This window comes from Actinomycetota bacterium (genome assembly GCA_035697485.1).
Classification (GTDB): Bacteria; Actinomycetota; UBA4738; order UBA4738; family HRBIN12; genus JAOUEA01.
Window position 1 is genome coordinate 161,463 of record DASSCU010000063.1, and the last position, 26,354, is coordinate 187,816.

Annotated in this window: 25 protein-coding genes; 9 read left to right on the forward strand and 16 right to left on the reverse strand. The window is 68.5% G+C overall.

The annotated features are described in order from the left end of the window. The first annotated feature begins 71 nt into the window (after nucleotides 1–71). Nucleotides 72–1,991 (forward strand): glycoside hydrolase family 15 protein, encoded by a 1,920-nt coding sequence (locus VFI59_16565; GenBank protein ID HET6715309.1) that lies wholly within the window; start codon nucleotides 72–74, stop codon nucleotides 1,989–1,991. Nucleotides 1,992–2,016: 25 nt separating this feature from the next. Here the strand turns inward: VFI59_16565 and VFI59_16570 are convergent, their stop codons facing one another. The 3 genes from VFI59_16570 to VFI59_16580 all read right to left on the reverse strand — a co-directional run bounded on the left by VFI59_16570 (nucleotide 2,017) and on the right by VFI59_16580 (nucleotide 5,692). After that, on the reverse strand, nucleotides 2,017–5,016 hold the full coding sequence (locus VFI59_16570) for an MMPL family transporter (GenBank protein ID HET6715310.1): 3,000 nt from the start codon (nucleotides 5,014–5,016) through the stop codon (nucleotides 2,017–2,019). Between the two features lie 62 nt (nucleotides 5,017–5,078). Beyond that, on the reverse strand, nucleotides 5,079–5,423 hold the full coding sequence (locus tag VFI59_16575; protein HET6715311.1) for a TraR/DksA C4-type zinc finger protein: 345 nt from the start codon (nucleotides 5,421–5,423) through the stop codon (nucleotides 5,079–5,081). Then, nucleotides 5,420–5,692: a hypothetical protein gene (locus VFI59_16580; protein ID HET6715312.1), complete on the reverse strand. Its 273-nt coding sequence runs from the start codon at nucleotides 5,690–5,692 to the stop codon at nucleotides 5,420–5,422. The genes VFI59_16575 and VFI59_16580 overlap by 4 nt, the downstream gene beginning before the upstream one ends. A gap of 23 nt (nucleotides 5,693–5,715) precedes the next feature. Between VFI59_16580 and VFI59_16585 the strand changes: the two genes are divergently transcribed. The 5 genes from VFI59_16585 (at nucleotide 5,716) to VFI59_16605 (ending at nucleotide 11,106) form a co-directional block, all read left to right on the forward strand. Then, nucleotides 5,716–6,636: a Fe-S cluster assembly protein HesB gene (locus tag VFI59_16585; GenBank protein HET6715313.1), complete on the forward strand. Its 921-nt coding sequence runs from the start codon at nucleotides 5,716–5,718 to the stop codon at nucleotides 6,634–6,636. 144 nt (nucleotides 6,637–6,780) lie between these two features. Further along, nucleotides 6,781–7,974: a magnesium transporter gene (locus VFI59_16590; GenBank protein ID HET6715314.1), complete on the forward strand. Its 1,194-nt coding sequence runs from the start codon at nucleotides 6,781–6,783 to the stop codon at nucleotides 7,972–7,974. Between the two features lie 83 nt (nucleotides 7,975–8,057). After that, nucleotides 8,058–9,305 carry a magnesium transporter gene (locus VFI59_16595; GenBank protein HET6715315.1) on the forward strand — a complete coding sequence of 416 codons (1,248 nt, stop codon included), beginning with the start codon at nucleotides 8,058–8,060 and terminating at the stop codon, nucleotides 9,303–9,305. Continuing rightward, complete coding sequence (locus VFI59_16600) at nucleotides 9,305–10,492, forward strand: TrkA C-terminal domain-containing protein (GenBank protein ID HET6715316.1); 1,188 nt, start codon at nucleotides 9,305–9,307, stop codon at nucleotides 10,490–10,492. The genes VFI59_16595 and VFI59_16600 overlap by 1 nt, the downstream gene beginning before the upstream one ends. Before the next feature lie 62 nt (nucleotides 10,493–10,554). After that, nucleotides 10,555–11,106, forward strand: a complete 552-nt coding sequence (locus VFI59_16605) for an Lrp/AsnC ligand binding domain-containing protein (protein ID HET6715317.1) — start codon at nucleotides 10,555–10,557, stop codon at nucleotides 11,104–11,106. Between the two features lie 12 nt (nucleotides 11,107–11,118). Here VFI59_16605 and VFI59_16610 read toward each other — a convergent pair whose 3' ends face one another. After that, nucleotides 11,119–12,093 (reverse strand): 4-hydroxy-3-methylbut-2-enyl diphosphate reductase, encoded by a 975-nt coding sequence (locus tag VFI59_16610; GenBank protein HET6715318.1) that lies wholly within the window; start codon nucleotides 12,091–12,093, stop codon nucleotides 11,119–11,121. A gap of 361 nt (nucleotides 12,094–12,454) precedes the next feature. Here VFI59_16610 and VFI59_16615 point away from each other — a divergent pair, with 361 nt between their 5' ends. Continuing rightward, the gene (locus VFI59_16615) at nucleotides 12,455–12,898 is read left to right on the forward strand and encodes a transglycosylase SLT domain-containing protein (GenBank protein ID HET6715319.1); all 444 of its coding nucleotides are present in this window, start codon (nucleotides 12,455–12,457) and stop codon (nucleotides 12,896–12,898) included. A gap of 21 nt (nucleotides 12,899–12,919) precedes the next feature. Here VFI59_16615 and VFI59_16620 read toward each other — a convergent pair whose 3' ends face one another. Both VFI59_16620 and corA read right to left on the reverse strand, forming a co-directional pair. After that, entirely contained in the window at nucleotides 12,920–13,252 is a 333-nt protein-coding gene (locus tag VFI59_16620; GenBank protein ID HET6715320.1) for a hypothetical protein, read from the reverse strand. Nucleotides 13,253–13,254: 2 nt separating this feature from the next. Continuing rightward, a complete protein-coding gene (gene corA / locus VFI59_16625) occupies nucleotides 13,255–14,229 on the reverse strand; it encodes a magnesium/cobalt transporter CorA (protein HET6715321.1) in 975 nt (324 codons plus the stop codon). 39 nt (nucleotides 14,230–14,268) lie between these two features. Here corA and VFI59_16630 point away from each other — a divergent pair, with 39 nt between their 5' ends. Further along, nucleotides 14,269–15,099: a GNAT family N-acetyltransferase gene (locus tag VFI59_16630; protein HET6715322.1), complete on the forward strand. Its 831-nt coding sequence runs from the start codon at nucleotides 14,269–14,271 to the stop codon at nucleotides 15,097–15,099. On the opposite strand, the gene VFI59_16635 is transcribed toward VFI59_16630, so the two are convergent. Genes VFI59_16635 through ppk1 form a run of 3 tightly spaced genes read right to left on the reverse strand, consistent with a single transcriptional unit; the run spans nucleotide 15,065 to nucleotide 19,481 of the window. Continuing rightward, nucleotides 15,065–15,919, reverse strand: a complete 855-nt coding sequence (locus VFI59_16635; protein ID HET6715323.1) for an NUDIX hydrolase — start codon at nucleotides 15,917–15,919, stop codon at nucleotides 15,065–15,067. The genes VFI59_16630 and VFI59_16635 overlap by 35 nt on opposite strands. Further along, nucleotides 15,916–17,409 carry a CYTH and CHAD domain-containing protein gene (locus VFI59_16640; GenBank protein ID HET6715324.1) on the reverse strand — a complete coding sequence of 498 codons (1,494 nt, stop codon included), beginning with the start codon at nucleotides 17,407–17,409 and terminating at the stop codon, nucleotides 15,916–15,918. Before VFI59_16640 ends, VFI59_16635 begins: the two co-directional genes overlap by 4 nt. Beyond that, on the reverse strand, nucleotides 17,406–19,481 hold the full coding sequence (ppk1, locus tag VFI59_16645) for a polyphosphate kinase 1 (protein HET6715325.1): 2,076 nt from the start codon (nucleotides 19,479–19,481) through the stop codon (nucleotides 17,406–17,408). Before ppk1 ends, VFI59_16640 begins: the two co-directional genes overlap by 4 nt. 113 nt (nucleotides 19,482–19,594) lie before the next feature. On the opposite strand from ppk1, the gene VFI59_16650 reads away from it, so the two are divergent. Continuing rightward, entirely contained in the window at nucleotides 19,595–20,218 is a 624-nt protein-coding gene (locus VFI59_16650) for a DUF47 family protein (GenBank protein HET6715326.1), read from the forward strand. A gap of 216 nt (nucleotides 20,219–20,434) precedes the next feature. On the opposite strand, the gene VFI59_16655 is transcribed toward VFI59_16650, so the two are convergent. The 7 genes from VFI59_16655 to pstC form a co-directional block, all read right to left on the reverse strand. Next, entirely contained in the window at nucleotides 20,435–21,427 is a 993-nt protein-coding gene (locus VFI59_16655) for an inorganic phosphate transporter (protein HET6715327.1), read from the reverse strand. After that, nucleotides 21,424–22,041, reverse strand: coding sequence for a DUF47 family protein (locus VFI59_16660; GenBank protein ID HET6715328.1), 618 nt, complete (start codon nucleotides 22,039–22,041; stop codon nucleotides 21,424–21,426). Before VFI59_16660 ends, VFI59_16655 begins: the two co-directional genes overlap by 4 nt. A 92-nt stretch (nucleotides 22,042–22,133) precedes the next feature. Next, entirely contained in the window at nucleotides 22,134–22,838 is a 705-nt protein-coding gene (locus VFI59_16665) for a response regulator transcription factor (GenBank protein HET6715329.1), read from the reverse strand. Nucleotides 22,839–22,864: 26 nt separating this feature from the next. Continuing rightward, nucleotides 22,865–23,545: a phosphate signaling complex protein PhoU gene (phoU, locus tag VFI59_16670; protein HET6715330.1), complete on the reverse strand. Its 681-nt coding sequence runs from the start codon at nucleotides 23,543–23,545 to the stop codon at nucleotides 22,865–22,867. After that, nucleotides 23,542–24,438 (reverse strand): phosphate ABC transporter ATP-binding protein PstB, encoded by an 897-nt coding sequence (pstB, locus tag VFI59_16675; protein HET6715331.1) that lies wholly within the window; start codon nucleotides 24,436–24,438, stop codon nucleotides 23,542–23,544. The genes phoU and pstB overlap by 4 nt, the downstream gene beginning before the upstream one ends. After that, nucleotides 24,422–25,369: a phosphate ABC transporter permease PstA gene (gene pstA / locus VFI59_16680; protein HET6715332.1), complete on the reverse strand. Its 948-nt coding sequence runs from the start codon at nucleotides 25,367–25,369 to the stop codon at nucleotides 24,422–24,424. Before pstA ends, pstB begins: the two co-directional genes overlap by 17 nt. Further along, entirely contained in the window at nucleotides 25,369–26,313 is a 945-nt protein-coding gene (pstC, locus tag VFI59_16685; GenBank protein ID HET6715333.1) for a phosphate ABC transporter permease subunit PstC, read from the reverse strand. Before pstC ends, pstA begins: the two co-directional genes overlap by 1 nt. Nucleotides 26,314–26,354 lie beyond the last annotated feature (41 nt).

Genomic DNA, 26,354 nt, shown 5'->3' on the forward strand with positions numbered 1-26,354 from the left:
GCCTGAAATCCTAGTGTTCGCGCGGCAGGGAGCTACACTCGCCACCCGTGAGCAGCGCCAACGTCGTCCCGCTGCCCGGCCCGGCGGACCCGCCCCAGGGTGGATCGGTCGCACCGTTGCAGAGCCATCAGAGCCCGTTCCCGCCGATCGCCGAGTACGGGTTCCTCAGCGATCGCGAGGTCACGGCGCTGGTCGGCCCCAGCGGCAGCGTCGAGTGGCTGTGCGCGCCCCGGCCCGACAGCCCCAGCATCTTCGGCGCGATACTCGACCGCTCGGCCGGGGCGTTCCGGCTGGGCCCTGCCGAGCTGCTGGTCCCCGCCGGCCGACGGTACATGCCGGGTTCGAACGTGCTCGAGACCACATGGCAGACGCGGACCGGGTGGCTGATCGTGCGGGACGCGCTCGTGATGGGCCCCTGGCGAGACGACGAGCGCCCCGAGGGGTATCGGCGCCCGCCGGGGGATTACCGTGCCGAGCACATGCTGCTGCGGGTGGTGCGCTGCATCCAGGGACAGGTCGACCTCGTGCTGAACTGCGAGCCCGCGTTCGACTACGGTCGCACCGACGGGCGCTGGGAATACGCCGGCCCCGGCTGGACCGAGGCGATCGCACGGGGCGGCGAGGACGATCCCACGCTGCGGCTCACCACCGACATGCGGCTGGGCCTCGAGGGCCGTGCCGCCGTAGCGTTCACCCGACTCAACGACGGTGAGTCGGCGTTCGCCGCCCTGAGCTGGAACGGCGACCTCAACGCCGCTCCCGCCGACGCCGAGGGGGCCTGGCGGCGGGTGTACGAGACGGCGGACTTCTGGCGTGCCTGGCTGAACATGGGCGAGTTCCCCGACCATCCGTGGCGCTCCCATCTGCAGCGGGCGGCGCTCACGCTGAAGGGTCTGACCTACGCGCCGACCGGCGCCCTGATCGCGGCGCCCACCACCTCGCTGCCGGAGACCCCCGGCGGTGAGCGCAACTGGGACTACCGCTACAGCTGGGTGCGCGATGCGACGTTCGCGCTGTGGGGCCTGTACACGCTCGGGTTCGATTTCGAGGCCAACAGCTTCTTCTACTTCATCGCCGATCAGGTGAAAGACGGTTCGTCCCTGCAGGTGATGTACGGGGTGGGCGGCGAGACCGAGCTCACCGAGCAGCTCCTCGACCACCTCACAGGCTATGAGCACGCGCGCCCCGTACGCGTGGGCAACGACGCTCACGATCAGCGCCAGCACGACGTGTGGGGCGCCCTGCTCGACAGCGTGTACCTGCACATGCGCTCGGGCGAGTTCCTCACGGGCCGGGCGTGGTTCGGTCTCGAGCGGCAGGTGGAGGAGGCGGTCGAGCACTGGCGAGAGCCCGATCAGGGCATCTGGGAGATGCGCGGCACGCCCCAGCACTTCGTGTCGTCGAAGATCATGTGCTGGGTCGCTTGTGACCGGGGAGCCAGGCTCGCCGAGGTGCTCGACAAGCCGGAGCTTGCGGCTCGCTGGTCCGCCGAAGCGGAGCTGATCAAGGCCGACGTGTTAGAGCACGGCGTCGATGACCGGGGCGTGCTGACCCAGATCTACGGGTCCGACGCCCTCGACGCCTCGCTGCTGCTCGCCCCCCTGATGCGGTTCCTGCCTGCCGACGACCCCCGCATCCGCGCGACGGTGCTCGCGATCGCCGACGAGCTCACGCTCGAGGGGCTGGTGATGCGCTACCGCGTCGGGGAGATCGATGACGGTCTCGACGGCGAGGAGGCGACGTTCGCGATCTGCTCGTTCTGGCTGATCTCCGCGCTGGTGGAGATCGGCGAGCTCGAACGCGCCCGCGACCTCTGCGAGCGGATGCTCTCGTTCGCGAGCCCGCTCGGTCTCTACGCCGAGGAGATCGACCCGCGGACGGGCAGGCATTGGGGGAACTTCCCGCAGGCCTTCACGCACCTGGCGCAGATCAACGCCCTGATGCATATCGTGCGCGCCGAGGCCGAGGCGCCGGCGTCGCCGCTCCGCTGACGCGGCGCCTCGTACGAGCGACCGCTCATGCGTCCTCTGAGCCCGGCCGGCTCGCCGGCTCGCTGCCCACAGGCTCGACCTCCCTCGGATCGATCGCAACCCCCACCACGTCGGTGTGGCTCCGCTCTTTCACACCCCCCTCGACGTCGATGCGCGGCACCACCCGATCGAGGAAGCCCGGCAGACGGAAGACGGACCCGCCGAAGAGCACGAGCATCGCGGGGGCCAGCAGCACGACCATCGTGCCCGCCAGCAGCACCGCGACCGCCAGGCCGACCCCGAACTGCTTCACGGTCGGGTCGCCGTTGATCACGAAGCTCGCGAAGACGCAGAACATGATCAGGGCCGCGGCCGAGATCACACGGCCGCTCGCCCCGAGCCCTGCCGGCACGGCCTCGCGGGGCGGCCTCCCGGCGGCGTGCTGCTGCTCGACGCGGCTCACGAAGAACACCTCGTAGTCCATGGACAGGCCGAACAGCACCGCGAACATCATCAGTGGCACGTAGCTCGCGATCGGCACGGTGCCGCGAGGCACGTCGAGCCCGATCAACGAGAGCCCCCATCCCCATTGGAAGACGGCCGTGAGCACACCGAGGGCCGCCGCCACCGACAGCAGGTTGGTGACCGAAGCCTGCAGCGGCACCGTCAACGAATGGAAGGCAACCGTGAGCAGCAGGAAGCTCAGCAGCACCACCGTGGCGATCACGAGCGGCAGCCGCTGACCGATCTTCGTGGCGAGGTCGACGTTCGACGCGGTCGACCCTCCGACGTTCGTCACCACCCCCTCGCCCTCCGTGGCGTCCGGCAGCACATCGATCCGCAGGGTGCCGACGAGGTCGGCGGTCGCCGGTGACGAGGGCGCGCGCTCCGGGATCGCGCTCACGATGACGGCGTCTCCCGCATCGTTGATCTGGGGCGGGAAGAGTCCGACGACCCCGTCGGTCGAGGTCAGCGCATCCTGCACCTGCACGACGCGGTGATCGGTGCCGCGATCGTCCCCTCCGGCCTTCGTGAGGATGTCGGTGAGCTCGTCCTGTAGGCGCAGGGCCCGCTGTTCCTGGGCGTTGGCCTCGTTGGCCTCGGACTGGAGCTCGTCGGCCTGCCGCTGGAGCGCCGCGCCCTCGCGCTGCAGTGCCGCCGCCTGGCGCTGGAGCTCGGCTCCTTGGACCTCGAGACCGGCGGCCCGCGACCGCAGCGCGTCGGCCTGTCGTTCGAGGGCCTCGCCCTCGGCTCGGAGCCGCTCCGCGTCCGCCAGCACGGCACGGCCCTGCTCGAGGAGCGGTTCCAGCCGGACGCGGGTGCGGGCCTCCTTGTCCTCGAGGCGCGCGAGGCGCCGACGTAGACGCTCGAGCTTGTCGGGGTCGGTCGTCTGCTCGATCAGGCGTTGCACGAGCCGCTCCCGGCCCAGGATGAAGGCGAGGTGGGCCGCGATCGGCCGCGCCCGCTGAGCGAGACGCTCGGCTCGGGCGCGCAACCGCGCCTCTTGCTGGAGGAGCCGGGCCCGCTGCAACTCGAGCTCGGCCCGCTGCCGCTCGAGCCGCGCCTGTCGGCGCTGCAGCGCGGCTCCCTTGCGTTCGAGTCGGGCCTGCTCCTCCTCGAGCTCGTCCTGCTGGGTCTCGAGCTCGGCCTGCTGCCGCTCGAGGCGCCGTTGTTCCTTCTCGAGCTCGGCTTGCAGCGAGATGGCTTCGTCGTACTTCCTCGTGTAGCCGACGCTCGGGTGGGCCGGAGGGTCGAGCCGCATCGCGATGAGCAGGGGGCCGTTGTATCCGACGCCGAACCCGCGCGTGAGCAGGTCGTAGGCCTGGCGCTCGGTCGTGGACTTCGGCGACACGCCGATGTCCTCCTGCCCGAGCCGCAGGGAGAACAGGGGAACGATCAACGGCGTGAGGATCGCCGCGGCGAGCGCGATCGCGAGCCAGGGATGCCGGGCGACAGCGCCCGCCCACGCGTCCCAGCGCGTGTGACCCTCCGGGCGCTTCCTGAGCTGCAACAAGCGGGGCACCCGCACCCGGTTGATCCAGCCGCCCACCAGCGACAGGATCGCGGGCATCAGCGTGATCGAGGTGACGACCGCGCACAGGACGGCGATCGCCGACGCGAGGCCCAGCGTGCTCACGAGCGGGATGCCGGCGACTCCCAACGAGACGAGCGCGATCACGACGGTGCTGCCCGCGAAGACGATCGCGCTGCCCGACGACGAGACGGCGCGGGCGATCGACTCCCACATCTCGACGCCGGCGTCCAGCTGTTCCTTGTGCTTCGTGACGAGGAACAGCGCATAGTCGATGCCGACCCCGAGCCCGATCATGATCGCGAGCGTGGGCGCGACCGTCGGCACCGCGATCAGGTGTCCGAGCAGGCCGATCAGCGACGTGGCCACCGCGAGGCCGACCGCGGCGGTGAGGATCGGCAACCCCATCGCGACGAGGCTCCCGAACACGAGCGCCAGGATCACCATCGCCGAGAGGTTCCCGATACGCTCGCTGGTCGTGGTGTCGGGCTGGGACAGCTCGCTGCCGATCGGCCCGCCCACCGCGACCTGGATCCCGGCCTCGCGGGCAGGCTGCGTCGCGTCGAGCACCTTCTCGGCCAGATCGACGGTGATGAACCCGGAGTCGATGTCGAGCAGCACCGGCATGAACGCGATCGTCCCATCGTCGCTCAGCAGGCCGGCCGTCCGCCCGTCCTTCGACAGCGGGTTCGTGACGCTGTGCACGTGCTCGGCACCCTTCATGCGCCGGTAGGTCGCGTCGACCGCATCCTTCGCCTTCCGCTCGGTCAGCCTCCCGTCGTCGGTGGTGAACACGAACGGACTCGTACCGTTCTGCTGTGGAGGGAACCGGTCGGCGAGCACGTCGAACGCCGCCTGGCTGTCGGTACCCGGCAGCGTGAGCTGGTTGTCGGTCTTCGCGCCGAGCATCCGGACGGCGCCGACGCTGGCGAGGACGACGGCCACCCACACTGCGGCGACGACGAGACGATGACGGGCGCCGAACAGTCCGATGCGGTAGAGGAAACGGGCCATCTGGGCGCCCACCCTAGGGCGGGGGTTCTCGGGGGGTCAAACCCGAGCGCGGCCGGGGTCTTTCACGGAACCGCAGCGCTGCAACGCACACACCGCACCGACGAGGGTCGGGCCTCGAGCCGCTCGTCGGGGATCGTCGCGCCACATCGATCGCAGATGCCGTACGTGCCATCCTCGAACTTCTCCAGCGCGCGCCGCACGCCTGCGAGTTTCGCCGAGAGAGCGTCGGCCTGGCCCACCCGCTCGATCCGGCCGATCGCCTCACTCGTCCCTTCCCCGACGCGTTTACCGAACCCGATCGTCGCGGTGGGTTCGCGTGTGACCGCGGTCAACGTTGCGAGCTCGCTCTCGAGGGACCCGAGCTCGGCCTCGAGCGTGTCCCGCATCGCGTCGAGATCGAGGCTCACGTGACGCTATCCTCGTCGTCGGCGATCAGCACGAGGCGGTCGTGGGGATCCGCGACGTCCACAGTGCCTGCGAGGCCGGGAGCCACGACGAGCGAGAACCCGGCGTCGTGATCGAGGACCGTGTCGGCAGGGTCGGCCCCGTCGGTGAGCTCGAACCGGACCCCGCCGTCGTCGGGCACGAGTCGGATGCGGGCGTCGGGGTTGAACCGTCGCGCCGCCTCGTCGGCGGTGCGCAACAACGCCACCGCTCGGGGGGTGCACCTGATCATCGCCCGATGCTACCGTGGCCGTCGTGTCGACCTCGTTGCCGCTGCCCCTGCGCGGCCCGAGCGGGGAGCCGGTCGACCTCGTGCGCACGCTGAACTCCCACGGGTTCGCCGAGCTGGCGCCGACGACGCTCGACGAAACCGCGACCGCGCTCTCCGTCACCGTGCGGGTGCCGAAGGCTCGTCCCCGCCGGATCCGGATCGGGCCCGGGCCAGGCGGAGGCGCCCGCGTGGAGGTGCTCGGGCCCGCGGCCGGGCCTCGCGTGCAGGCCGCCGCGCTGGCGGGCGCCGCACATGTCCTGCGGCTCGATCACGATCTCTCGAGGTTCTACGCGCTGATCGCCGACGATCCCGACCTCTCATGGGCGGCGACCGGGGCCGGACGGATGCTGCGGTCCCCCACCGTCTTCGAAGACGTGGTGAAGACGATCTGCACGACGAACTGCGCCTGGGGGGCCACCGTGCGGATGGTGAACGCCCTCGTCTCCTCGCTCGGCGAACCGGCGATCGGTGGCGACGGCCCGCTCACGAACGCCTTCCCGACCCCCACGGCGATGAGGGGGGCTCCTGAAGCCTTCTACCGGGACGAGGTGCGAGCGGGATACCGCGGTCCCTACCTGATCGAGCTCGCCCGCAGGGTCGACGCCGGCGAGGTCGATCTCGAGGCGATGGCGACGGCGACCTCCGACGAGCTCTCCGACGACGACCTGGAGGCAGCGCTCCTCGATCTGCCGGGGGTCGGTCCGTACGCGGCGGCCCACGTGATGATGACGCTCGGTCGCAACTCCCGGCTGATCCTCGACAGCTGGACCCGGCCGAAATACGCTCGCCTCACGGGTCGTACCAAGCCCGTGGCCGACGCGGCGATCGTGCGCCGGTTCCGTCGATACGGCGACGAGGCCGGGCTGGCGTTCTGGCTGTTCCTCACCCGCGACTGGATCGAGTGATCGGCTACCGGTTGCCCCTGTCTCGTCTCCCGCACGATACTGAGCCCACCCCCCACGATACTGAGCCCACCCCCAGAGGAGCCGATCGATGAGCCACGTGCCGTTATGCCCAGCGTCCGCCGCCAATCGCGGCTCATCGCTGCCGTGCGGTCAGAACGTCGAACGATCCGGCAGGGCATCGTGGCGCTCGTCCTCAGCACGGGCGCGGGTTTCGTCGCGGGCCTGATCCTCAGCCACATCACGGGAGCGCTGGAACGGTTCCCCGGGCTCCTGGTGTTGATACCGGCAGCCGTCGGGATGCGAGGGACGATCTTCGGGGCGCTCGAGGCCCGCCTGGGTACGAGCATCCACACTGGCCTCTTCCACGCCACGCTCCTTCGAGACGGCGTGCTCAGGGACAACGTGACGGTGGCGATCGTCACGACGTTGACGTCGTCGCTCTGGCTCGCGATGCTCGCGAAGCTCACCTCCGAGCTGTTCGGCGAACCCTCGATCTCGCTGATCCAGCTCGTCGTGATCTCCGTCGTCGGCGGCGCGCTCGGGTCGGTCGTGATCCTCGGGTTCACCGTCGGGCTCTCGGTGGTCTCGTTCCGGCGAGGCTGGGACCTCGACTCCGTCGGCACGCCGATGGTGACAGCGCTCGGCGATGCGGCCACCCTTCCGACGTTGTTCCTCGCCTCCTTGTTGGTCGAGAACGACCTCGTGACGGCGGCGGCTGCGGTCGCATGCATCGGCGCCGCGGCGTACAGCGTCGTTGCGGCCATGCGGAGCGACCGCCCCGCGGTGCGCCGCATCGTGCTTCAGATGACCGGGGTCATCGTGCTCACTCCGTTGCTGGATGTCGCCGCGGGTGGCCTGCTCGGGCGGTTCCAGTCTGAACTCGTCCGCAACGCGGGCATCCTCATCCTGATCCCTCCGTTCGTCTCACAGTCGGGTGCACTCGGAGGCATCCTCGCCTCCCGTCTCTCCTCGAAGATCCAGGTCGGCCTCGTGCGCCCGACCCCGTGGCCGGACCCCCTCGCCTGGGTGGATGCGGCGATCGTGTCCCTGCTCGCGCTCGTGACGTTCCTGGTCGTGGGATCGGGCGCGACGGCGCTGGCGGATCTGACCACGCGCACGCATCCCGGAGCTTGGGAGATGATCGGCGGCACCCTCCTCGCCGGGCTCTCGCTGCTGCCCGTGTTGCTGGCGCTGTCGTACGGCGTCGCGGTGGCAACGGCGCGGCTCGGCCTCGACCCGGACGATCAGAGCGTGCCCGTGATCACCAGCTGCATGGACCTCACGGGTGTCGCCGCTCTGCTGGTGGTGATGTCGTTGCTCGGGGTCCTGCCTGGCTGAGAGCTTGTTCGGCCCCGGACCTCGGGCGATACTTCGGCCGCCACCACCGGCCCGACGCCGACGGCGCCTCGAATCTCCTATCCATGGCCACGTCCAGGAGCACCCGGTTGGTTCCCCGACGCGCTCGTCGTGTCTACGACACCTTGCGCGCCGAGCGGCGGACCCTGCAGCAGGGCGTGGCCGCCCTCGCGCTCAGCACGGCTGCCGGCTTCGTCGCGGGGCTGATCCTGGGGTCGATGGCTGGCACACTCGAGCTGCTCCCCGGATTGCTGGTGCTGATCCCTGCCTCGGTCGGCATGCGAGGCATGATCTTCGGAGCGATGGGTGCCCGGCTCGGAACCGGCATCGCCGCGGGCGTATTCGAGCCCACCCTCCGTCGCGGTGGCCTGCTCGCACACAACGTCGAGGTCGCGGTGGTCTCCGCAGTCCTGTCCTCTTTCTACCTCGCGGGCATGGCGAAGCTGGTGGCGTCGGCGTTCGGCGAGGACACCGTGTCGTTCTGGGATCTCGTCACGATCTCGGTGATCGGCGGAGTGCTCGCGTCGGCGGTGATCCTCGTGGTCACCATCCGCCTCTCGATCCAGTCGTTCCGTCGAGGATGGGACCTCGATGCCGTGTCGACCCCCATGGTCACGGCGATCGGCGACATGATCACGCTGCCCGCGTTGTTCCTCGCGACGTTCATCGCGCGGAACCCTTCCCTGAATGCGGTCGCTGCGGCACTCTGCACGGCGGCGGCGGTCGGTGCCCTGGCCTGGGCCGTGGTGCGGAGCCCTCCCGTGGTGCAACGCACGCTGCTCGAGATGGCGGGTGTGAGCGCCCTCGCCCCGCTGCTCGACATCTTCGCCGGCGCCGTGCTCGAGGCACATCGCACGGAACTCGAAGCGATCCCGGGCATCCTCATCCTGATCCCGCCGTTCGTCTCCCAGGCCGGCGCCATCGGCGGCATCCTGTCGTCGCGCCTGTCCTCCAAGCTTCAGCTGGGCGTGATCACCCCCAGAGGGCGTCCCGAACGCCCCGCGCTCGTCGACGCAACGATCGTCATCGCGCTCGGACTCGTCGTCTTCACCGCGATCGGAGTGATCGCCGCCGTGCTCGCGTCGATCACCGGCGTCGCTCGGCCCCCGTCGGGGCTCATGGTTATCGGCACCGTGCTCGCGGGTCTGCTCGTGCTTCCGGTGACCCTGGTCGTGGGCTATTACGTCGCGGTGCTCACGACTCGATTCGGACTCGACCCAGACAACCACGGGGTGCCGACGATCACCGCCACGCTCGACCTGACCGGGGTCGCCGCCGTGCTCTTCGTCATGTCAGTATTGGGGGTCACCTGATGAACGAACCGCGCAACGTCAAGGATCTGCTCGTCGAGCTCAAAGATGCCTCCGAGCTCATGGTCGACCTCGCGTACGCCGCGGTCTTCTTCAACGAGGACAAGCTCGCTCGCGAGGTCGCGCGCCTCGAGTCGCGGATGACCGACGACCTGCGCCGCCTCCGCACCACCGCCATGCTCGCCGCGCGTAGCCCCGAGGATGCCGAGGGCATGGCGGGGGTCCTGTGGATCGCCGACGCGATCGAGCAGGTGGGCGATGCCGCCTCCGACATCGCCAGGGTGGTCGCCGCCCGGCTCGGCATCCCCGACGCCCTCAAGCCCGACCTGCGCCACGCTGACGAGATGACCGCCCGCGTGAAGGTCCGTGAGCGCGGTGAGCTCGTGGGGCGGGACCTTCGCGAGCTCTCGCTGCCCACCGAGACCGGCATGTGGATCGTGGCGATCCGATCCGGCCTGGACTGGCGCTTCGACCCTGGCCCCGACGACGTGATCGCCGACGGCGACGTGCTCGTGGTGCGCGGGCCCGACGAAGGCGTGAACGAGCTCCGCAAGCTCGCGGGCGCACCCCCGCTGCCGCTACCACCCGAAGGCGACGAACCCGCCCTGTCAGAACTCGATCGTGCTGTCGACATCCTCGTGGAGATGAAGGACCTGGCGGAGGCCGCGGTGGGCATGGCGTACTCGTCGCTACTGTTCAACAACCGATCGCTGGCCGCCGAGGTCGGCGCGCTCGAGGCTCGGAGCGATCAGCTCCGCGACGAACTGGAATCGTGGGTGCTGCGGGCCGCCCCCGAGGCACGCGATCCCGACGAGCTCCGCGGACTGATCCGGCTCGCCGGAGCGAGCGAGGCGATGTGCGACGCGGCACGCGACATGACCTGGTACGTGGAGCATGGAGAGGCGCTCCACCCCGTCGTGCAGATGGCGCTCGAGGAGACCGAGGAGACGAGCGCGGAGACGATCGTGCAGCCGGGCTCGCCGGCGGCGGGTCGCTCGTTGAAGGAGATGCGGCTCGAGACCGAGACCGGCATGTTCGTGCTGGCGGTGCAGCGAGGCGCCCGGTGGATCTACCGGCCGCGCCCCGGCTTCGTGGTCATGGAGGGTGACCGCCTGATCTCGGTCGGACCGGAGGAGGGCGAGGAGGAGCTCTGGGCCCTCACCGGCGCGCCGGTCGCAGCGGAAGGATGATGCCGAGCGCAACACGCGACCGGCTCCTTGTACCGGCTCCCTCCCTGACCTAGCCTCGGCGCATGGACGCCTACGTCTACCTCCACGTCGAGCCTGGGAGGATGAGCGACGTGCTCACGGGGCTCGCATCGAAGTCGCAGGTGCGCCGGGCGACCGCGGTGGTCGGCGCCTGGGACGTGCTGATGCACGCCGAGGGTGCCGATCTGGCGACGATCGCCACCCAGGTGCTCTCCGAGATCCACCACGTGCCGGGGGTGCTTCGCACCGTGACCGCACCCGTCGTCCCTCCCGATCGCATCGGCATCGCCGGATGGGGGGCGCCCAAGGCTCCCGCGATCATCGGCGACGCCTGTTACGTGCACGTCAAGGCTGCGGCCGGCGCGGCCGCGGGCATCGCCGAACGCCTGGGCGACATGGGTGACGTTTCCGGTGTCGCCGTGCTCGGCGGCGAATACGACTTGATGGCCTGCGTCGCGCAGCCGTGGGAGGTCGCGAGCGGCGTGATCCTCGAGGAGATCCACGGCCTGCCGGGTGTGGTCTCGACCGACACGCTCGTCTCGATCGTGTACGAGGAACCCGAGGAAGACCGCGACCAGTTCTCGTCGTGGACCTAGGGTCTCGGTCCGTCAGGGCGCCTTCGGCGGATCGACGACCGAGACCGGGATCTGCCGCACCCCCGCAGGCAGGGAGAACCGCACCCGCTCCTCGGTGAGCGTCACCTCCTCGACCGTCGCGAACCCGCGATGGGCGAGCCAGGTCAACATGCGGTGCACCAGCCATTCGGGCGCCGACGCGCCGGACGTCAGGCCGACGGTGTCGGCGCCCTCGAGCCACGCCGCGTCGACGTCGGTCTCGTCGTCGACGAGGAAGGCCGGCGTGCCGAGCTCCCTCGAGAGCTCGGCCAGGCGATTCGAGTTCGAGGAGTTCTGCGATCCGATCACGAGCATGACATCGGACTTCGGCGCGATCACCTTCACGGCGTCCTGTCGGTTCTGGGTCGCGTAACAGATGTCGTCGCGGGGGGGTCCCTGGATCGACGGGAACCGCTGCTCGAGGATGCGCACGATCTCGTTCGTCTCGTCGACCGACAGGGTCGTCTGGGTCAGGTAGCTCAGGTTGTCCGGGTCGGGCACGTCGACGGTCCGCGCATCGTCCGGCGACTGCACGAGGATCGTTCGCTCCGGAGCCTGTCCGCTCGTGCCCTCGACCTCCTCGTGACCCTGGTGGCCGATCAGGACGATCGTGCGACCCCGGCCGGCGAACCGGCGAGCCTCTACGTGCACTTTGGTGACCAGCGGGCATGTCGCGTCGATCACGTCGAGGTGCCGGCGCCCCGCGTTCTCGTAGACCGACGGCGCGACCCCGTGTGCCGAGAGCACGACCACGGCTCCCTCGGGTACCTCCGTCTCCTCCTCGACGAAGATCGCTCCCTTCGACTCCAGGTCTCGCACGACGTGCATGTTGTGCACGATCTGCTTGCGGACGTAGACGGGGGCCCCGTGCTTCGCGAGCGCACGCTCAACCGCGTCGACGGCGCGCTCCACCCCTGCGCAGTAGCCACGCGGGGCAGCGAGCAGCACGGTGCCGGAGGTGCCGGACATGCAACCATGGTATGCCGCAGCGTCTATGACCACCGGTCAGGTTCATGTTGTCGCATGTCGGAGCCCGCCCGTAGGGTGACCGGGCACGACGCGGATGGTTCCCCTCCGCTTCCTCCCGGCGCACGCTGCGCTCACCACCTTCCCAGGGTCGGTACGCGTATGCCTGCATGCGCCCGGGAGCAGGTCGGGAACGCCGCGTCGCGCGATAGGTCACACAGATTGAGATCTCGACCACAGGAGGTGATGTCCGCACCCACGACCTACCGCGGGGCGATCGGCGACGCAGGTGAAGAGCTCACCGCACGGCCGGGCGACCCGAACGCAGCTGCCAGCTCCGTTCACCGCGGGGGTGAATCGATCTATGACCCGTACCGACACCGAGCGCCGCCGCTTCCCGGCCGCGCTGTTCCTTGCCTCGCTGATCACCCTCGTGCCCGCCGCTTCCATCGTGAACACCGCGCACGCCCGCGAGGCCGACATCGGTCGCCACATCTGCCAGATCGACTGGCGCAAGGGCGACTGGCACATCAAACAGCTCATCCGATGTGCCGAAGATCGCTGGAGCGTGCCTGGAGGATCATCGATGGCCCTGTACGTGGCCAACCGGGAATCCCACCTCAACCCGAAGGCCTACAACGGCTACAGCGGGGCGAGCGGCATCTTCCAGCACCTGCGTCAGTACTGGCCCGAGCGAGCCGACTCCTTCGGCTTCGACGGCTGGTCGGCGTTCAATGCCCGAGCCAACGTCATGGTGACGATGCGCATGGTGCATCGCATGGGCAGCTGGAGCCACTGGAGCATCTGAGCCCGTTCACGGGGACGCCGATCAGGCGCCGACCGGACCGCCCGGGCGGGGCAGGCCGAGCACCGTGCCCCGCACCTCGCCGAGCGAGGTGGCCACGACGCTGGCCCCAGGCGTGTCCCGGTCCGTCACGATCCGCATCGACGGGAACCGTTCCCGCGCGATGCGTACCAGCTCGGCATGGGCGCCGAACGCGACCATCACGTGCGGTCGTTCGGCATCGATCTGGTCGAGAGCCGATCGCAGGTCGGTCGCGCCCGGAGCGAGCTCCCACTCGGCGGAGACGGCCGAAGCCTTGAGGGCCGCGAGCCCCTCGGGGTCATCAGCGACGCAGAGCACGACGAGGGCTCGACACATCCTCAGAGCCACCCGCGCTTCTTGAACACCACGTAGAGCCCGATCGCCGTGCCGACCATCATGCCGAGCGCCAGCGGATAGCCGAGCTGCCAGCGCAGCTCCGGCATGTCCCTGAAATTCATGCCGTAGATGCCGGCGATGAGGGTCGGCACGAGCACGATGGCCGCCCAGGCGCTGAGTTGCTTCATCACCTCGTTCAGCCGGTTCGCGGCCTGAGCGACGCGAACCTCGAGCATCGAGGTCAGCAGGTCGCGCACGTTGTCCGCCAGCTCGGCGACTCGGATCACATGGTCCATCACGTCGCGGAAGTAAGGCGACAGCGCCGGGGACGCGAACGCAGGCTCTTCCTGCAGGAGGTCGATGCCGTAGCGGAGTGGGGCGGCCGAGCGTCGAAGGAGGACGGTCGATCGCTTCAAGCGGAACAGACGCTCCTGCACATGCGATCCTCGCTCGGAGCTGTCGTCGCGCTCGAAGACCACGTCCTCGAGTTCGTCCGCCTCGTCCTCGAGACCCTCGACCACGGAGAGGTAGCCGTCGACGACCTCGTCGAGCAACACGTACAGGCCGAACCCAGCGCCGTGGAGGTCGGCATGACGCTCCCACCTCGTCTTGACGGCATCCAACGGGTAGAGCGGCGTCCATCGCACGGTCACGAGGAAATCGGCGCCGGCGATCGCGTGGATCTCGTGCTCGGTCGCGGTCACGGTGTCCCCGGCCATCGTGACCGGCCGCAGCACGACGAACGCGTAGCCCTCGAAGAGCTCGACCTTCGTCCGTTGGCGCCGGTGCTGAGCGTCCTCGAGGGTCACGGGGTGCAGGCCGAACGTGTGCTCGAGGTATGCGAGGTCGGCGGCGTCCGGATCGACGACATCGATCCACGCGAACCTGCCGGTCCCGCGGGTCCAGCCATCCGCTCGCTCGGGGTCGAGCGGCTCGCCGTTCGGTTGTCCCGCTCGATAGAGGCGGCCGGTGATCATCGCAGGAAGCCTAACGGAGGCCCCGTCTACACTCGCGTCGTGATCCCCTTGGACTCGCGGATCCCCGAGCACGTGCTGCGGTTCTGGCGCGCGCTCGACGCCCTGTTCGGCCGGGTGGAGCCGACGCGGTGGGGCGCTGTCGTGACCGACGGCCGCTTCCCGGCGGTCTGGGACGCGAACTACGCCCGCGTCGACGTGGCCGCTGCCGACCTCACGCTCGCGGAGGTCGAGGCGTCCCTGCTGCCGGCGCTCCTCGAGACGGGTTCGTCGGTGCAGCACGTCGTCTCGTTCTACCCGCGCGCCACCGAGCGCCTGCTCCAGGAGCTCGCGGACCGCGGTCACCGCCTCACCTGGGACCTGGTGATGGATCTCGACGTCCAACCGCCCGCCGAAGGGTCCTGGCAGGTGGAAGCGCTCCCGAACGGACCGGAGCTGTGGGGCCGCGTCCGCGAGTCGCTGGCACTGTTCGGCATCGACGACGACACGACCGCCGACCAGCTGGCCCGGATCGAGCGTGATGTGCTCGCACCGGGTAGCAAGCGCTGGTTCGGCGTGCGCGACGACGGCGGAGATCTCACGTCGCTGGGAGCGCTGCTGGTGCTCGACGATGTCGGCTACATCGACAACGTGGCGACCTTCGAGCATGCACGCGGGCGCGGACTCGCGAGCGCCGTGACCGCCCACATGATCGGGGTCGCGGTGCGGGGCGGCGCCTCCCACGTCTGCCTGTTCGCCGACGCGGACGACCGATCGGTTGTCGGCATGTACGAACGGCTCGGGTTCCGGCACGCGGGCGTGCTCGCTGCGACCAGAGGCCCGGTGGACCCCGGCGCGATCAATCGGGCAGACCGAGGTAGCGGACAGCCGTGAACAGGCCCCCGTCGCGTTCCAGCATCCAGGTCGAGCCCTTCCGCCAGGCGGGCGGATCGTGCATCTCGATCCCGCGTTCGGCGAGGCCAAGCACGATCGCGGGGATCACGTCGCCGTGGCTGCATATCACCACGGCGCCCCCGCGCGACCGGACGAGCGAGAGCGCCGACTCGGTGGGCGCGCCTTCGGCGAGCTCGTCACGCTCCTCGATCGTGATCGACCTCGCGAGGGCCAGCGGCCGCACGGTCTGCACGCACCGCACCGCCGGGCTCGACAGCAGGTGGTCGACCTCGAGTTCGCGGAACAGCGTCACGAGCCCTTCCGCCTGCGCCTTGCCCCGCCTCGAGAGCGGACGCAGGACGTCGTCCTCGATCCATGCGTCGCGGTCGCCGGCCTTCGCGTGCCGCACGAGGTAGACCGGCTGATCGAACGAGCGCGCCGCGTCCAGCACCCCTCGGTCGTGGTCGTAGGTGAGCAGGGCGGCTGCGGTCGGCGCATCGACCCACCGCAGCTCGTCCACCTCGGCGTTCGGCGCGAACGCGCCTCCCGCCGGATACATCAGCCAGTAGCGCACCGTCTTCGGGCGGTCGAGGTGGTCGAGGTAGTCGATCGTGGTGACCTCGGGGCCACGCTCACATCGGAAGCCGGTCTCTTCGCGCACCTCGCGCTCGGCGTTCTCCTCGTCGGATTCCCCGTCCTCGGCCTTCCCTTTGGGGAACGTCCAGTCGTCGTAGCGCGGCCGGTGCACGAGCGCGAACTCGGGGCCGACGCGACCCCGTCGACGCACCACACCGCCACCGGCGCGGATCTGGGTCTTCACTCCCAGAACCTCAAGCGTTTCCGGCGGAGGCCGGCCCAAGCGTCTGGCCACGCTCGCCGTGCCTCGTCGCGCCCAGTCGCCTCGATGCCCGCGAGCCTACCGGCGGTGAATGCGACGCGAGGCGTCGCTCCCCCTGCCTGCTCCCGGAGCCACGCGATGGCCATCACCGCATCCTGATGGCTCCCGAGCACCTCCTGCAACGTCTCGGCGCGCCGCGCGAAGGTCCGGGCGGGTTTGCCGAAGACCGGGGTGAGCACCTCGGCCGCGTAGCGCACGCGTTTGGCCCGGATGCGGGCTTCGTGCAGCTCGGCGTCGGCGGAGTCGGGGCCGAGGCCGTCGCAGAGCTTCTTGAGGTGCCCCCACGGGGAGTCCATCAGGACCCCCATCACCTCGGCCGCCGGCGCACCGGCCACGTCGCGGAGCATGCACGGTTCGGCCGAGGCGGCGACCAGGGCGTCGAGCAGCCGCAGGTACCTCGGCTCGCGCATCGCGGAGAGCATCTCGGCGCGAGCGGCATCGCGTCTCGCACGCAACCGGTCGAGCACCTTCGCCACGTTCGTCGCGTCGTCGTCGGGCAACAGGAGCGCGTCCTCCCGAAGCCGCTCCCCGAGCACGTCGCAGTCCCTGACCCCTCCAAGCTCCCTTCCCAGCCATCCCAGCTCCCCTCGGAGCTCGTCGCGCCATCTGGGCTCGAGCAGGGAGCGGAACGTCCTCAGGTCGGAGCGGATCCGTCGGGTCGCGACCCGAGCCTGATGCACTCCCTCGGGGTCGACGCCGAGCCGCACGACAGCGTCATGCTGCATCAGGCGTCGCGTCGACGTCGCGATCGTCGACCGAACGACCTCCTCGACGGTCGACGACGGACCGACCTCTGCCGCGACCACGTCAGGTGGGGCATGGGCACGTTCGCCGAGCGCGCGCACGATCTTCGGCAACGGTTCGCCGATGCGAGCCCCGGCGTCGATCAGCAGATCGACGATCGGAGCCATCGCCGGGTCGGCCGCATCGTGCGCGAGCTCGACCTCGATCTCGCGGAACCGGTCAACGATGCGACGGCCCTCGAGCACCGACACCTCGTCGTCGACGACCTCGGCCACCATGCGATCGTCGGCCGGTCGCACGATCCGGGTTCGGTGGCGGACGGTCTGCAGGCGGAGTACCGGCCCGATCGATCCACCCCGGACGAGGCCGCGGACGAGGTCGGCCGCTTCCGCCGGCGCCTTCCCCGCACCTCCGTCGAAGGAGTGCTCCTGCCGCACCACCGTCGGGGCGGCGACCGACCGTGGGAGTTTGACCACCCACCCCTCAGTGTTGCGGTATCGGAGAGACGCCCCCCAGCGGACCAGTCGCAGGTCGTCGGTGTCGTGGTAGGTGCTGACGAACCGCTCGGTCGTACCGGATCGCCCGCAGAAGGACCCGTCGAGCGAGGAGAGGTCCGGCATCCGGAAGCCGGGCTCGACCTCGAGCTTGGCCTCTCGCTCGAGCTTCACCGATCGCCGCCGGCGCGCGCCACCGCCAGCTCCTGGAGCACGCGGTGGGCTTCGACGCCCTCGGTCGCCGCGACCTTGCCCCAGACGCCCTCGGGGTCCAGCTCCCACGCGAGCTCGTCGTCGTCGAACCCCACGCGCAGGATCTCGTCCAGGCGTTCCTGCAGCGCCGGATCCTCGACCGGCGTCAACGCCTCCACACGACGGTCGAGGTTGCGAGGCATCCAGTCGGCCGACCCGATCAGGTAGTCGTATCCCCGCTGCTCGCTCCCGAACCTGTAGATGCGAGAATGCTCGAGGAACCGACCGACGATCGAGCGGACCCGGATCTCCTCGGAAAGCCCCGGCACGCCGGGACGGAGGCAGCAGATTCCGCGGACGAGCAGGTCGATGCCGACCCCGGCCTGCGACGCCTCGTAGAGGGCGTCGATCAGGTCTGCGTCGACGAGGCTGTTCATCTTCAACACGATGGATCCGTCGTCGTGCGACATCTCCCGACGGATCAGGGCCTCGAGTCCCGGACGCATCGTCACCGGGGCGACGAGGAGCTTGCGGTACTCGCGCTGCCGGCTGTACCCCGTGAGCAGGTTGAACAGGTCGGTGAGGTCCGCGCCGAGGTCGGGATCGGCGGTCAGCAGGCCGAGATCCTCGTACAGGCGGGCGGTGGTCGGGTTGTAGTTGCCTGTGCCGATGTGTGCGTAGCGGCGGATGCCGCCGCCCTCGCGGCGTACCACGAGGCACGTCTTGGCGTGCGTCTTGAGGCCGACCACGCCGTAGACGACGTGCACGCCCGCGGTCTCGAGCGTCCTCGCGAACGTGATGTTCGCCAGCTCGTCGAACCGCGCCTTCAGCTCGACGAGGGCCACGACCTGCTTTCCGGCCTGCGCGGCGCGCACGAGCGCATGGATGATCGGGCTGTCCGACGACGTGCGGTAGAGGGTCTGCTTGATCGCGAGCACGTCTGGATCGCTGGCGGCCTGTTCGACGAACGCCTCGACCGACGACGAGAAGGAGTCGTACGGGTGATGCACGAGGATGTCACCGCGACGGATCGCCTCGAACACGTCTGCCGTGCCCTCCGCCGACTGCAGCGTGGGTGGGGTGACGGGCGTCCAGGGTTCGTCCTTCAAGTCGGGACGGTCCAGGTGGGCGAAGAACCACAGGTCGCCAAGCGCCAGCAGCCATTCCCCCACGTAGACCTGGGACTCGTCGACGCCGAGCTCGCGCATCAGGAGCTGGCGCATCTCGTCGCTCATCGTCGGGTCGATCTCGAGCCGGATCGCGGTCGCACCTCGCTGCCGGCGCTGGAGCACGGTCTCGATCGCGGCGAGCAGGTCGTCGGCCTCGTCCTCCTCGACCTCAACGTCGGCGTCGCGAGTCACGCGGAACACGTGCACCCCGAGGATGTCCATACCCGGGAAGAGCTGGTCGAGGTGGGCAGCCACGACCTCCTCGAGTGGCACGAAGCGCTCGCCGTCGGGCAGGTCGGTGAATCTCGGCAGCAGCGGAGGGATCTTCACTCGGGCGAAGCGGCGTTCACCCGTCAGAGGATCGCGGATCGCCGCCGCGAGGTTCAGCGACAGGTTGGAGATGTAGGGGAAGGGGTGCGACGGGTCGACCGACAAGGGCGTGAGCACGGGGAAGATGCGCTCGCGGAAGCGCCTCCCGAGGAACTCCCGGTCGGCGTCGGCGAGCTGCTCCCAGTGCACCACCCGGATGCGTTCCTTCTCGAGCGCGGGCAGCAGGTCGCCGAGCACGAGCGCGTCGGCGCGTTCCTGCATCGCGACGACACGTTCGCGGCTTGCCTCCAATTGCTCCTGGGGATTCATGCCGTCGGGGGTCATGGCCGCCACGCCGGCATCGACCTGCTCCTCGAGACCCGAGACCCTGATCTGGAAGAACTCGTCGAGGTTCTGCGTGTAGATCGCGACGAACTTCACCCGCTCGAGCAGGTGGCGGGCCGGATCTTCGGCCAGCGCGAGGACGCGCGAGTCGAACTCCAGCCAGGAGAGCTCGCGATTGATGTACCGCGAGGTCGTGGCCGTCACGGACTCGGGGAAGGGCTGGGCATCCACGGTGGACGGCCATCGTACGGACGGGTAGCCGAGGGTTGCAACCACCGAAGGTCTAATGGACGAACGACTGCCATGATGCGACGGTACGGGTCCAGGAAAGCGGGAGGCCGGTCGTGAAGTTGAAGGTGTCACAGAAGCCGGATCAGTTCTTCGACCTGTTCCAGGAATCAGCTGCGAGTCTGTGCGCGGCGACCGATCAACTCCGCAACCTGGTGCATGAGTACGAGGACGTCGAAGCGAAGGCGCGGAGGATCGCCGAGCGGGAGCACGAGAGTGACGAGATCACCCACGCGATCATCCGCCTGATCAACACGACGTTCGTCACCCCGATGGATCGCGAGGACATCTACCAGCTCGCGACCGCGCTGGACGACGTGATGGATGCGGTGGAAGCGACGGCCGACCTGTTCGTGCTCCACGCGATCGAGGAGCCTCGTCAGGCGATGCGTGATCAAGTCGATGTCCTTTGCCAGGCCGCTCGCCAGACCGAGCAGGCGATGATCGCCTTCCGGAACCTGCGACGGGATCAGCTCGAGCCCTACTGGGTCGAGATCAACAGCCTCGAGAACCAGGGTGATCGTCTCTACCGTCGGGCGGTCGCCGATCTGTTCTCAGGTGACCACCGAGCCATGGACGTGCTCCGCTGGAAGGCTGTGAATGAAACGCTCGAGGAAGCGCTCGACGGGCTCGAGAACGTGGCGAATGTGATCGAGGCCGTCGTTCTCAAACACGCGTAGACGGGTCCTTCGGCCCCGTCCTCGGTTTCCGCCGCCTCTCGCTCGCGGGCCGCCAGCGCCCAAGTGACCGATCCTCAAGGGCGACCGCGATCGCCCAGAGCAGGGCGAGCGCCGCCGCGAATAGGTTCACCCATCGGTACTCCGCCGGTGTGGGCTCCCACAGCAGCAGGCTGACGCCCGCGAGCGCAGCGAAGAAGAGCGATCGACGTCCGAGGGTCATCCGAATGCCTTGAACGGGAGATACGCCACGTAGCTGATCACGAATGCCCCTGGGATCGTGAGGACCCACGCCCAAACGACCTGTCCGGCGACACCCCAACGTACCGCCGACAGACGCTGGGTCGACCCGACCCCCACGATCGCGCCCGTGATCGTTTGCGTAGTGGAGACAGGGATGCCGGCAACCGTGTTCGCCATGATGGTCGCGGCCGCCGCCGTCTCCGCCGCCATCCCCTGCGCGGGCTGGAGCTTGGTGATCTTGGAACCCATCGTGTGCACGATGCGCCATCCGCCGAAGAGGGTCCCCAATCCGATCGCCGTATGGGCCGACAGGACCACCCAGAGAGGGACATCGGCGTCACTCGGAAGGACTCCGTTGGCAATCAGCAACGCCAGGATGATGCCCATCGTCTTCTGGGCGTCGTTCGCACCGTGGGCCAAGCTGAACGAGGCTGCTGAGAACAGTTGCCCCACCCGGAACCCTCGGTTGAGACGCTCGAGTCGGCGGTATCGATGGAACGTCCAGTAGATCGCCGCCATGAGGGTGAACCCCAGCAACAGCCCGACGACGGGCGACAGCACGATGAACACGGCGATCTTCTGGAACCCGGACGCGATGAGCGAGGCCCAGCCCGCACTGGCAACCGCTGCCCCAGCCATCGCGCCGACGAGGGCGTGCGAAGAGCTCGTCGGAAGTCCAACCCACCAGGTGATGATGTCCCACGCCACGGCTCCGACGAGTCCGGCGAAGATCACTGCGTTGGTGAAGACGTCGGGGTGCACGACATCGTTTGCGATCGTCGCGGCGACTTCGGTTCCGAAGACCATGAATGCGACGAAGTTGAAGAATGCCGCCCACACGACGGCCCGCTGCGGTGACAACACTCGCGTCGACACGACGGTGGCGATGGAGTTCGCAGCATCGTGGAACCCATTGAAGAAGTCGAACGCAAGCGCGATGAAGATGATCGCCGCGACCCAGATCGTCATGCGAACTTCAGCGCCACCGATTCGACGATGTTGGCGATGTCCTCACAATGATCGATCGCGTCCTCGGCTCCGTCGAGGAGGTCCTTCCACATCAGCACCTCCATCGCTCCGAAGTCGCCCGAGTACAGCACCGCAACACCACGGCGGTAGACCCAGTCGCCCTCGCGCTCCGCGCGCTTGACTTCGGCGCATGCGGCCTCCACGCCGGTGAGCGTTCGCAAGTCATGGACCGCGAGTGCGACGCTGGTCGCCGCCCGCTGCAGGACATCGATCTGTTGCATGAAGTGGGGCAACGGGTGGCTGATCGGCAGCAGCGCCAGCAGGTCGGCGAGTCCCTCCATGGCGTCGAGCACATCGTCGATGGACGAGGCGAGCGAATGGATGTCCTTGCGGTCGAACGGTGTGACGAACGTCGTGTTCACGAGCGCGAGGATCTGGTGGGTGAGCTCGTCTCCCCCTTCCTCGAGGGTTCGGATCCGCTCGGCATGGTGTGCGGCGTTCGGGAGGTCGGAGAGGAGCACCGTAAGATCGACGACGGCCCGCACCATGCCGTCGGCAGCTCGATCGAACAGGTCGAAGAACTCAAGCTCCCGCGGGATCACCTGGAACGGCACGACGCGACAACCCTCCCACCGCACAATGGCCGTGCGGAACGTACAGGCCTTGCCCACGGGTGTCCACCGAGACTGAGAGGCGAACCACGTCGTCAGTCGTCGTCGACGAACCGGTAGCCGAGCCCACGGACCGTCACGAGATGACGGGGATGGTGCGGGTCGGCCTCGATCTTCTGGCGGATCCGTTTCACGTGCACATCGAGAGTCTTCGTGTCTCCAACGTAATCAGCCCCCCACACCTCTTCGATCAGGAAGAGGCGCGTGAGCAGGCGGCCCTTCCTGCGCAGGAGAGCCTCGAGCAGTTCGAACTCCTTGGGCGGGAACGCGACCATCTCACCTCCGACCCGCACCTCATGCCGAGCGACGTCCATCTCCACCGGTCCTCCCTGGATCACGTCGTCGATCGACTCAGGCTCGCCGCGCATCGTGGCGCGACGGAGGTGTGCTCGGACCCTGGAGACGAGTTCTCGGACGGAGAATGGCTTGGTCACATAGTCGTCGGCACCGAGCTCGAGACCTGAGACCTTGTCGGCCTCCGAATCCTTCGCCGTCACCATGATGATGGGTACGTCGCTCACCGCGCGGATCGAGCGGCACACATCGAGCCCCGACAGCTCGGGTAACATCAGATCGAGGATCACGAGCGACGGGCGCTCCGCGCGGAACCGCTCCAGCGCCTGCCGACCGTCCGCAGCGACCGAGACGCGGTACCCCTCCCTTTCCAAGTTGTATCGGACCGAGTCGGCGAGGGACTCCTCGTCCTCGACGATCAGTATCGAGACCGGAGGATCGGACACGACCGCGCCACCATCCCGCAACACACTCACTCCATCGAGACCGGATGTGAGGCATCGGTGAACTCGCGGAACTCTCCCGTGAGGAGGAAGCCAACCTGCTCGGCGATGTCCACCGCGTTGTCTCCGACCCGCTCGAGCGCCCGAGCTGCCATATTCATGTGGAGTCCCCAGTCGAGCTGCGAGGGATCGTCCGCAAGCTTCAGCGCTTCGAGATGCGTCGTTCGGTTGAGGCGATCGACAGGATCATCCATCACTGGCACCTTCAATGCGAGATCGAGGTCGCGCCGCCCGAATGCCTCCATCGAAGTGCGCACCATGGTGACGACGTGGGTGCCCATCTCTTCGATCTGCTGGCGCATCGGCTCGCTGCCGCGAGCATCCCTGGTTGCGAGGTAGAGCTTCGCAACGTTGACGGCCTGGTCCCCGATACGCTCCAGGTGGAGATCGCAGTGGAGGATCGCCGAGATCAGGCGGAGGTCGAGTGCGACCGGCGACTGAAGCGCGAGCATCTGCAGGACCCCGGAATCGATCTTGAGATAGAGGTCATCGATCTCATCGTCTCCGTCGATCACCTCCTGTGCCTTGGCGTCGTCATGCTGCACCAGCGCCTCGATCGCGCGCTGGACCGCTGTGCCCGCGAGCTCACCCAAGCTGAGCAGCTCGAGCTCGGTCTTCTCGAGCTCTTCGTGGAACGTCTCTCTGGTCATCCGAATCGCCCCGTCACGTAGTCCTCGGTCCGTTGGTCACTCGGGTTGGTGAAGATCGTCTCCGTGCGGTCGAACTCCACGATCGTGCCGGTGCGGGAGCCGTCTTCGTGCACATCGACCGTGAAGAACGCGGTGCGGTCGGAGACGCGCGCCGCCTGCTGCATGTTGTGGGTCACGATCACGATCGTGTAGTCGGCCACGAGCTCCTGCATCAGGTCCTCGATCTTCGCCGTCGCGATCGGATCGAGCGCCGAGCACGGCTCGTCCATCAGGATCACGTCGGGCTTCGTGGCGATCGCCCTCGCGATGCAGAGGCGCTGCTGCTGGCCGCCTGACAGCGCCATTCCGGACTCCTTCAGCTTGTCCTTCACCTCGTCCCACAACGCGGCTCGGTGCAGGCTCTCCTCGACGAGCTCGTCCATGTTCCCCTTGTACCCGGCGATCTTGGGCCCGAACGCGATGTTGTCGTAGATCGATTTCGGGAACGGGTTCGGCTTTTGGAACACCATGCCGATCCGCCGGCGAACCTCGACCGGGTCGACCTGCTCGTCGTAGAGATCGACGCCGTGGTACAGCAGTTTCCCTTCGACCCGAGCGCCCTCGATCAGGTCGTTCATGCGGTTCAGGCAGCGCAGGAAGGTGGTCTTGCCACAGCCCGAGGGTCCGATCAGCGCGGTGATCTCGTTCTTCAGGATCGGCAGGTTGATGTCGCGCACGGCCCGGAAGGCGCCGTAGTACACGGCGAGGTCGGTCGTTGAGAACACGACCTCACGAGCGGCCTCGTCGGCTTCGGTGATGACGGACGGTTTCACGATCAGTTGCGGACCATCTTCGGCGACGGGGGATGTCGCTGTCAGGTCGGTCGTATCCATGGGCTCACCACTTTCGGTCATACCGGTTCCTCAGCAGGATCGCGGCGAGGTTCACGACGAGGATGATCACGAGGAGCACGACGATCGCCGCCGCCGTGTTGGCCTTCCAGCCCTCACCCGCGAGACGGGACCACGAGAAGATCTGGGTCGGAAGGGCGGTGTACTGACCTTGCAGGATCTCGAGGGGTGATCGACTGCCGGGGGTCGACAGGTAGCCGGTGACGGCGCCGACCAGCAGCAGGGGCGCGGTCTCGCCGAACGCACGAGCCAGGGAGAGGATCACGCCGGTGAAGATGCCGGGGGCGGCGTACGGCAGCACGTGGCTCCGGACGACCTCCCAACGGGTGGCTCCCACGCCGTAGGCGGCCTCCCGGATGCTCTTGGGTACCGCCCTGAGGGCCTCCATCGTGATGAGGATGACGATCGGCAGCACGAGCACCGCCAGGGTCAGGCCGCCGGAGATGAAACTCCGGCCGAAGGTGTCCGGACCGGTGACCGTGCGCATGGTCTGGACGAAGAGGACGAGCCCGAGGATGCCGTACACGATCGACGGCACCCCGGCGAGGTTCCGGATGTTCGTCGTCAGTAGGCGGTTGGTCCGCGTGTCCTTCGCGTACTCCTGGAGGTAGATCGCGGCGGCGATGCCTAGCGGCAGCGCGACGGCCGCGACGAACCCGATCAGGATCAACGATCCGACGATGCCTTGTCGGACACCCGCGCGTGTGTCCAACCGCGACACGTTGCTCGTGAGGAAGTCCCCCGCCCTCGTGGACAGCACCGGCCAGGCATCGGAGATCGCGGTGCCGAGCAGCACGATCAGGATCGCGAGGGAGAGCAGCAACGAGAGCAGCAACGTGGCCTGGAAGAACCGGCCGTACAGGTCGCGCTTCTTGCCCCGCAGCGCGAGCTCGACGGAGCCCTGGACCTGCCGGGTGGGTGCGATCGCCGCCATCAGAAGTCCTTGCGAACCTTCCGCACGTACCGCTCCGACACGACGTTGAGGGCCAGGGTCATGACGAACAGCAACAGCCCGACGAAGAAGAGCGAGTCGAACGGATTCAGCCCGGTCGTACTTTTCACCTGGTCCGATCCGATCGCGAGCGACGAGATCGCGCCGGTCATCGTCTGACCCGGCTCGAGGGGATTCAGGTGACGGGTCGCGCTGCCGGTCGCGCCCGCGGCGATCGCCACGACCATCGTCTCCCCGACGGCCCGCGAGAAACCGAGGATCAGGGCGGCCACGATGCCCGAGACGGCGGCCGGGAACACGACCTTGGTCGTCACGCTCCGGCGGCGCGCGCCGATCCCGTAGGCCGCCTCGCGGAGCGCGCTCGGCACCGCGTACATCGCGTCCTCGGCGACCGATGCGACCAGTGGGATCGTGAGGATCCCGACCCCGATGCCGGCCGCCATGACGTTGAATGTGCCGGCCGACGAGAACAGCGGTTGCACGAGCGCCGGGTTGATGACCTGCAGGGCGAAGTACCCGAGCACCACACTCGGGATCCCCGCGAGGGTCTCGAGGATCGGCTTGAGCTTGCGTCGCGTCTTCGGGTTTGCATACTCAGAGAGGTACATCGCCGCGCCGAGTCCGAGCGGGGTCGCGATCATCATCGCGATGACCGACACCTCGATCGTCCCGATGAATATCGTGAGGACGTCGAACTCGCCGCTGCGGGGCCGCCATCCGTCGCTCCAGAGCTGGCCGAGCTCCACGTTTGACAAGAAGGTGACGGCCTTGCCGGCGAGCGCGACGATGATGGCGACGCTCACGACCATCGAGACGATCGCGGCCGCCATCAGGAGGATCCGGACGAACCCTTCCTTGCGCCGGCGTCGAGGGCTGCCCTGAAGCGACCCGATCGAGAGACGGGCGTCCGCGGTCGGCTTGGCCATCTCCACGGCCTACCCTTCGCTTCGATCCGGGGAGGGCGGCG

Bases quoted from the DNA above. Each gene is read 5' to 3' on its own strand.
- VFI59_16570 (HET6715310.1), bottom strand. From the start codon at position 5,016: ATGGCCCGTTTCCTCTACCGCATCGGACTGTTCGGCGCCCGTCATCGT.
- VFI59_16580 (HET6715312.1), bottom strand. From the start codon at position 5,692: ATGATCAGGTGCACCCCCCGAGCGGTGGCGTTGTTGCGCACCGCCGAC.
- VFI59_16595 (HET6715315.1), top strand. From the start codon at position 8,058: ATGGCCACGTCCAGGAGCACCCGGTTGGTTCCCCGACGCGCTCGTCGT.
- VFI59_16600 (HET6715316.1), top strand. From the start codon at position 9,305: ATGAACGAACCGCGCAACGTCAAGGATCTGCTCGTCGAGCTCAAAGAT.
- VFI59_16605 (HET6715317.1), top strand. From the start codon at position 10,555: ATGGACGCCTACGTCTACCTCCACGTCGAGCCTGGGAGGATGAGCGAC.
- VFI59_16610 (HET6715318.1), bottom strand. From the start codon at position 12,093: ATGTCCGGCACCTCCGGCACCGTGCTGCTCGCTGCCCCGCGTGGCTAC.
- VFI59_16615 (HET6715319.1), top strand. From the start codon at position 12,455: ATGACCCGTACCGACACCGAGCGCCGCCGCTTCCCGGCCGCGCTGTTC.
- VFI59_16620 (HET6715320.1), bottom strand. From the start codon at position 13,252: ATGTGTCGAGCCCTCGTCGTGCTCTGCGTCGCTGATGACCCCGAGGGG.
- corA (HET6715321.1), bottom strand. From the start codon at position 14,229: ATGATCACCGGCCGCCTCTATCGAGCGGGACAACCGAACGGCGAGCCG.
- VFI59_16655 (HET6715327.1), bottom strand. From the start codon at position 21,427: ATGACGATCTGGGTCGCGGCGATCATCTTCATCGCGCTTGCGTTCGAC.
- phoU (HET6715330.1), bottom strand. From the start codon at position 23,545: ATGACCAGAGAGACGTTCCACGAAGAGCTCGAGAAGACCGAGCTCGAG.
- pstB (HET6715331.1), bottom strand. From the start codon at position 24,438: ATGACCGAAAGTGGTGAGCCCATGGATACGACCGACCTGACAGCGACA.
- pstA (HET6715332.1), bottom strand. From the start codon at position 25,369: ATGGCGGCGATCGCACCCACCCGGCAGGTCCAGGGCTCCGTCGAGCTC.
- pstC (HET6715333.1), bottom strand. From the start codon at position 26,313: ATGGCCAAGCCGACCGCGGACGCCCGTCTCTCGATCGGGTCGCTTCAG.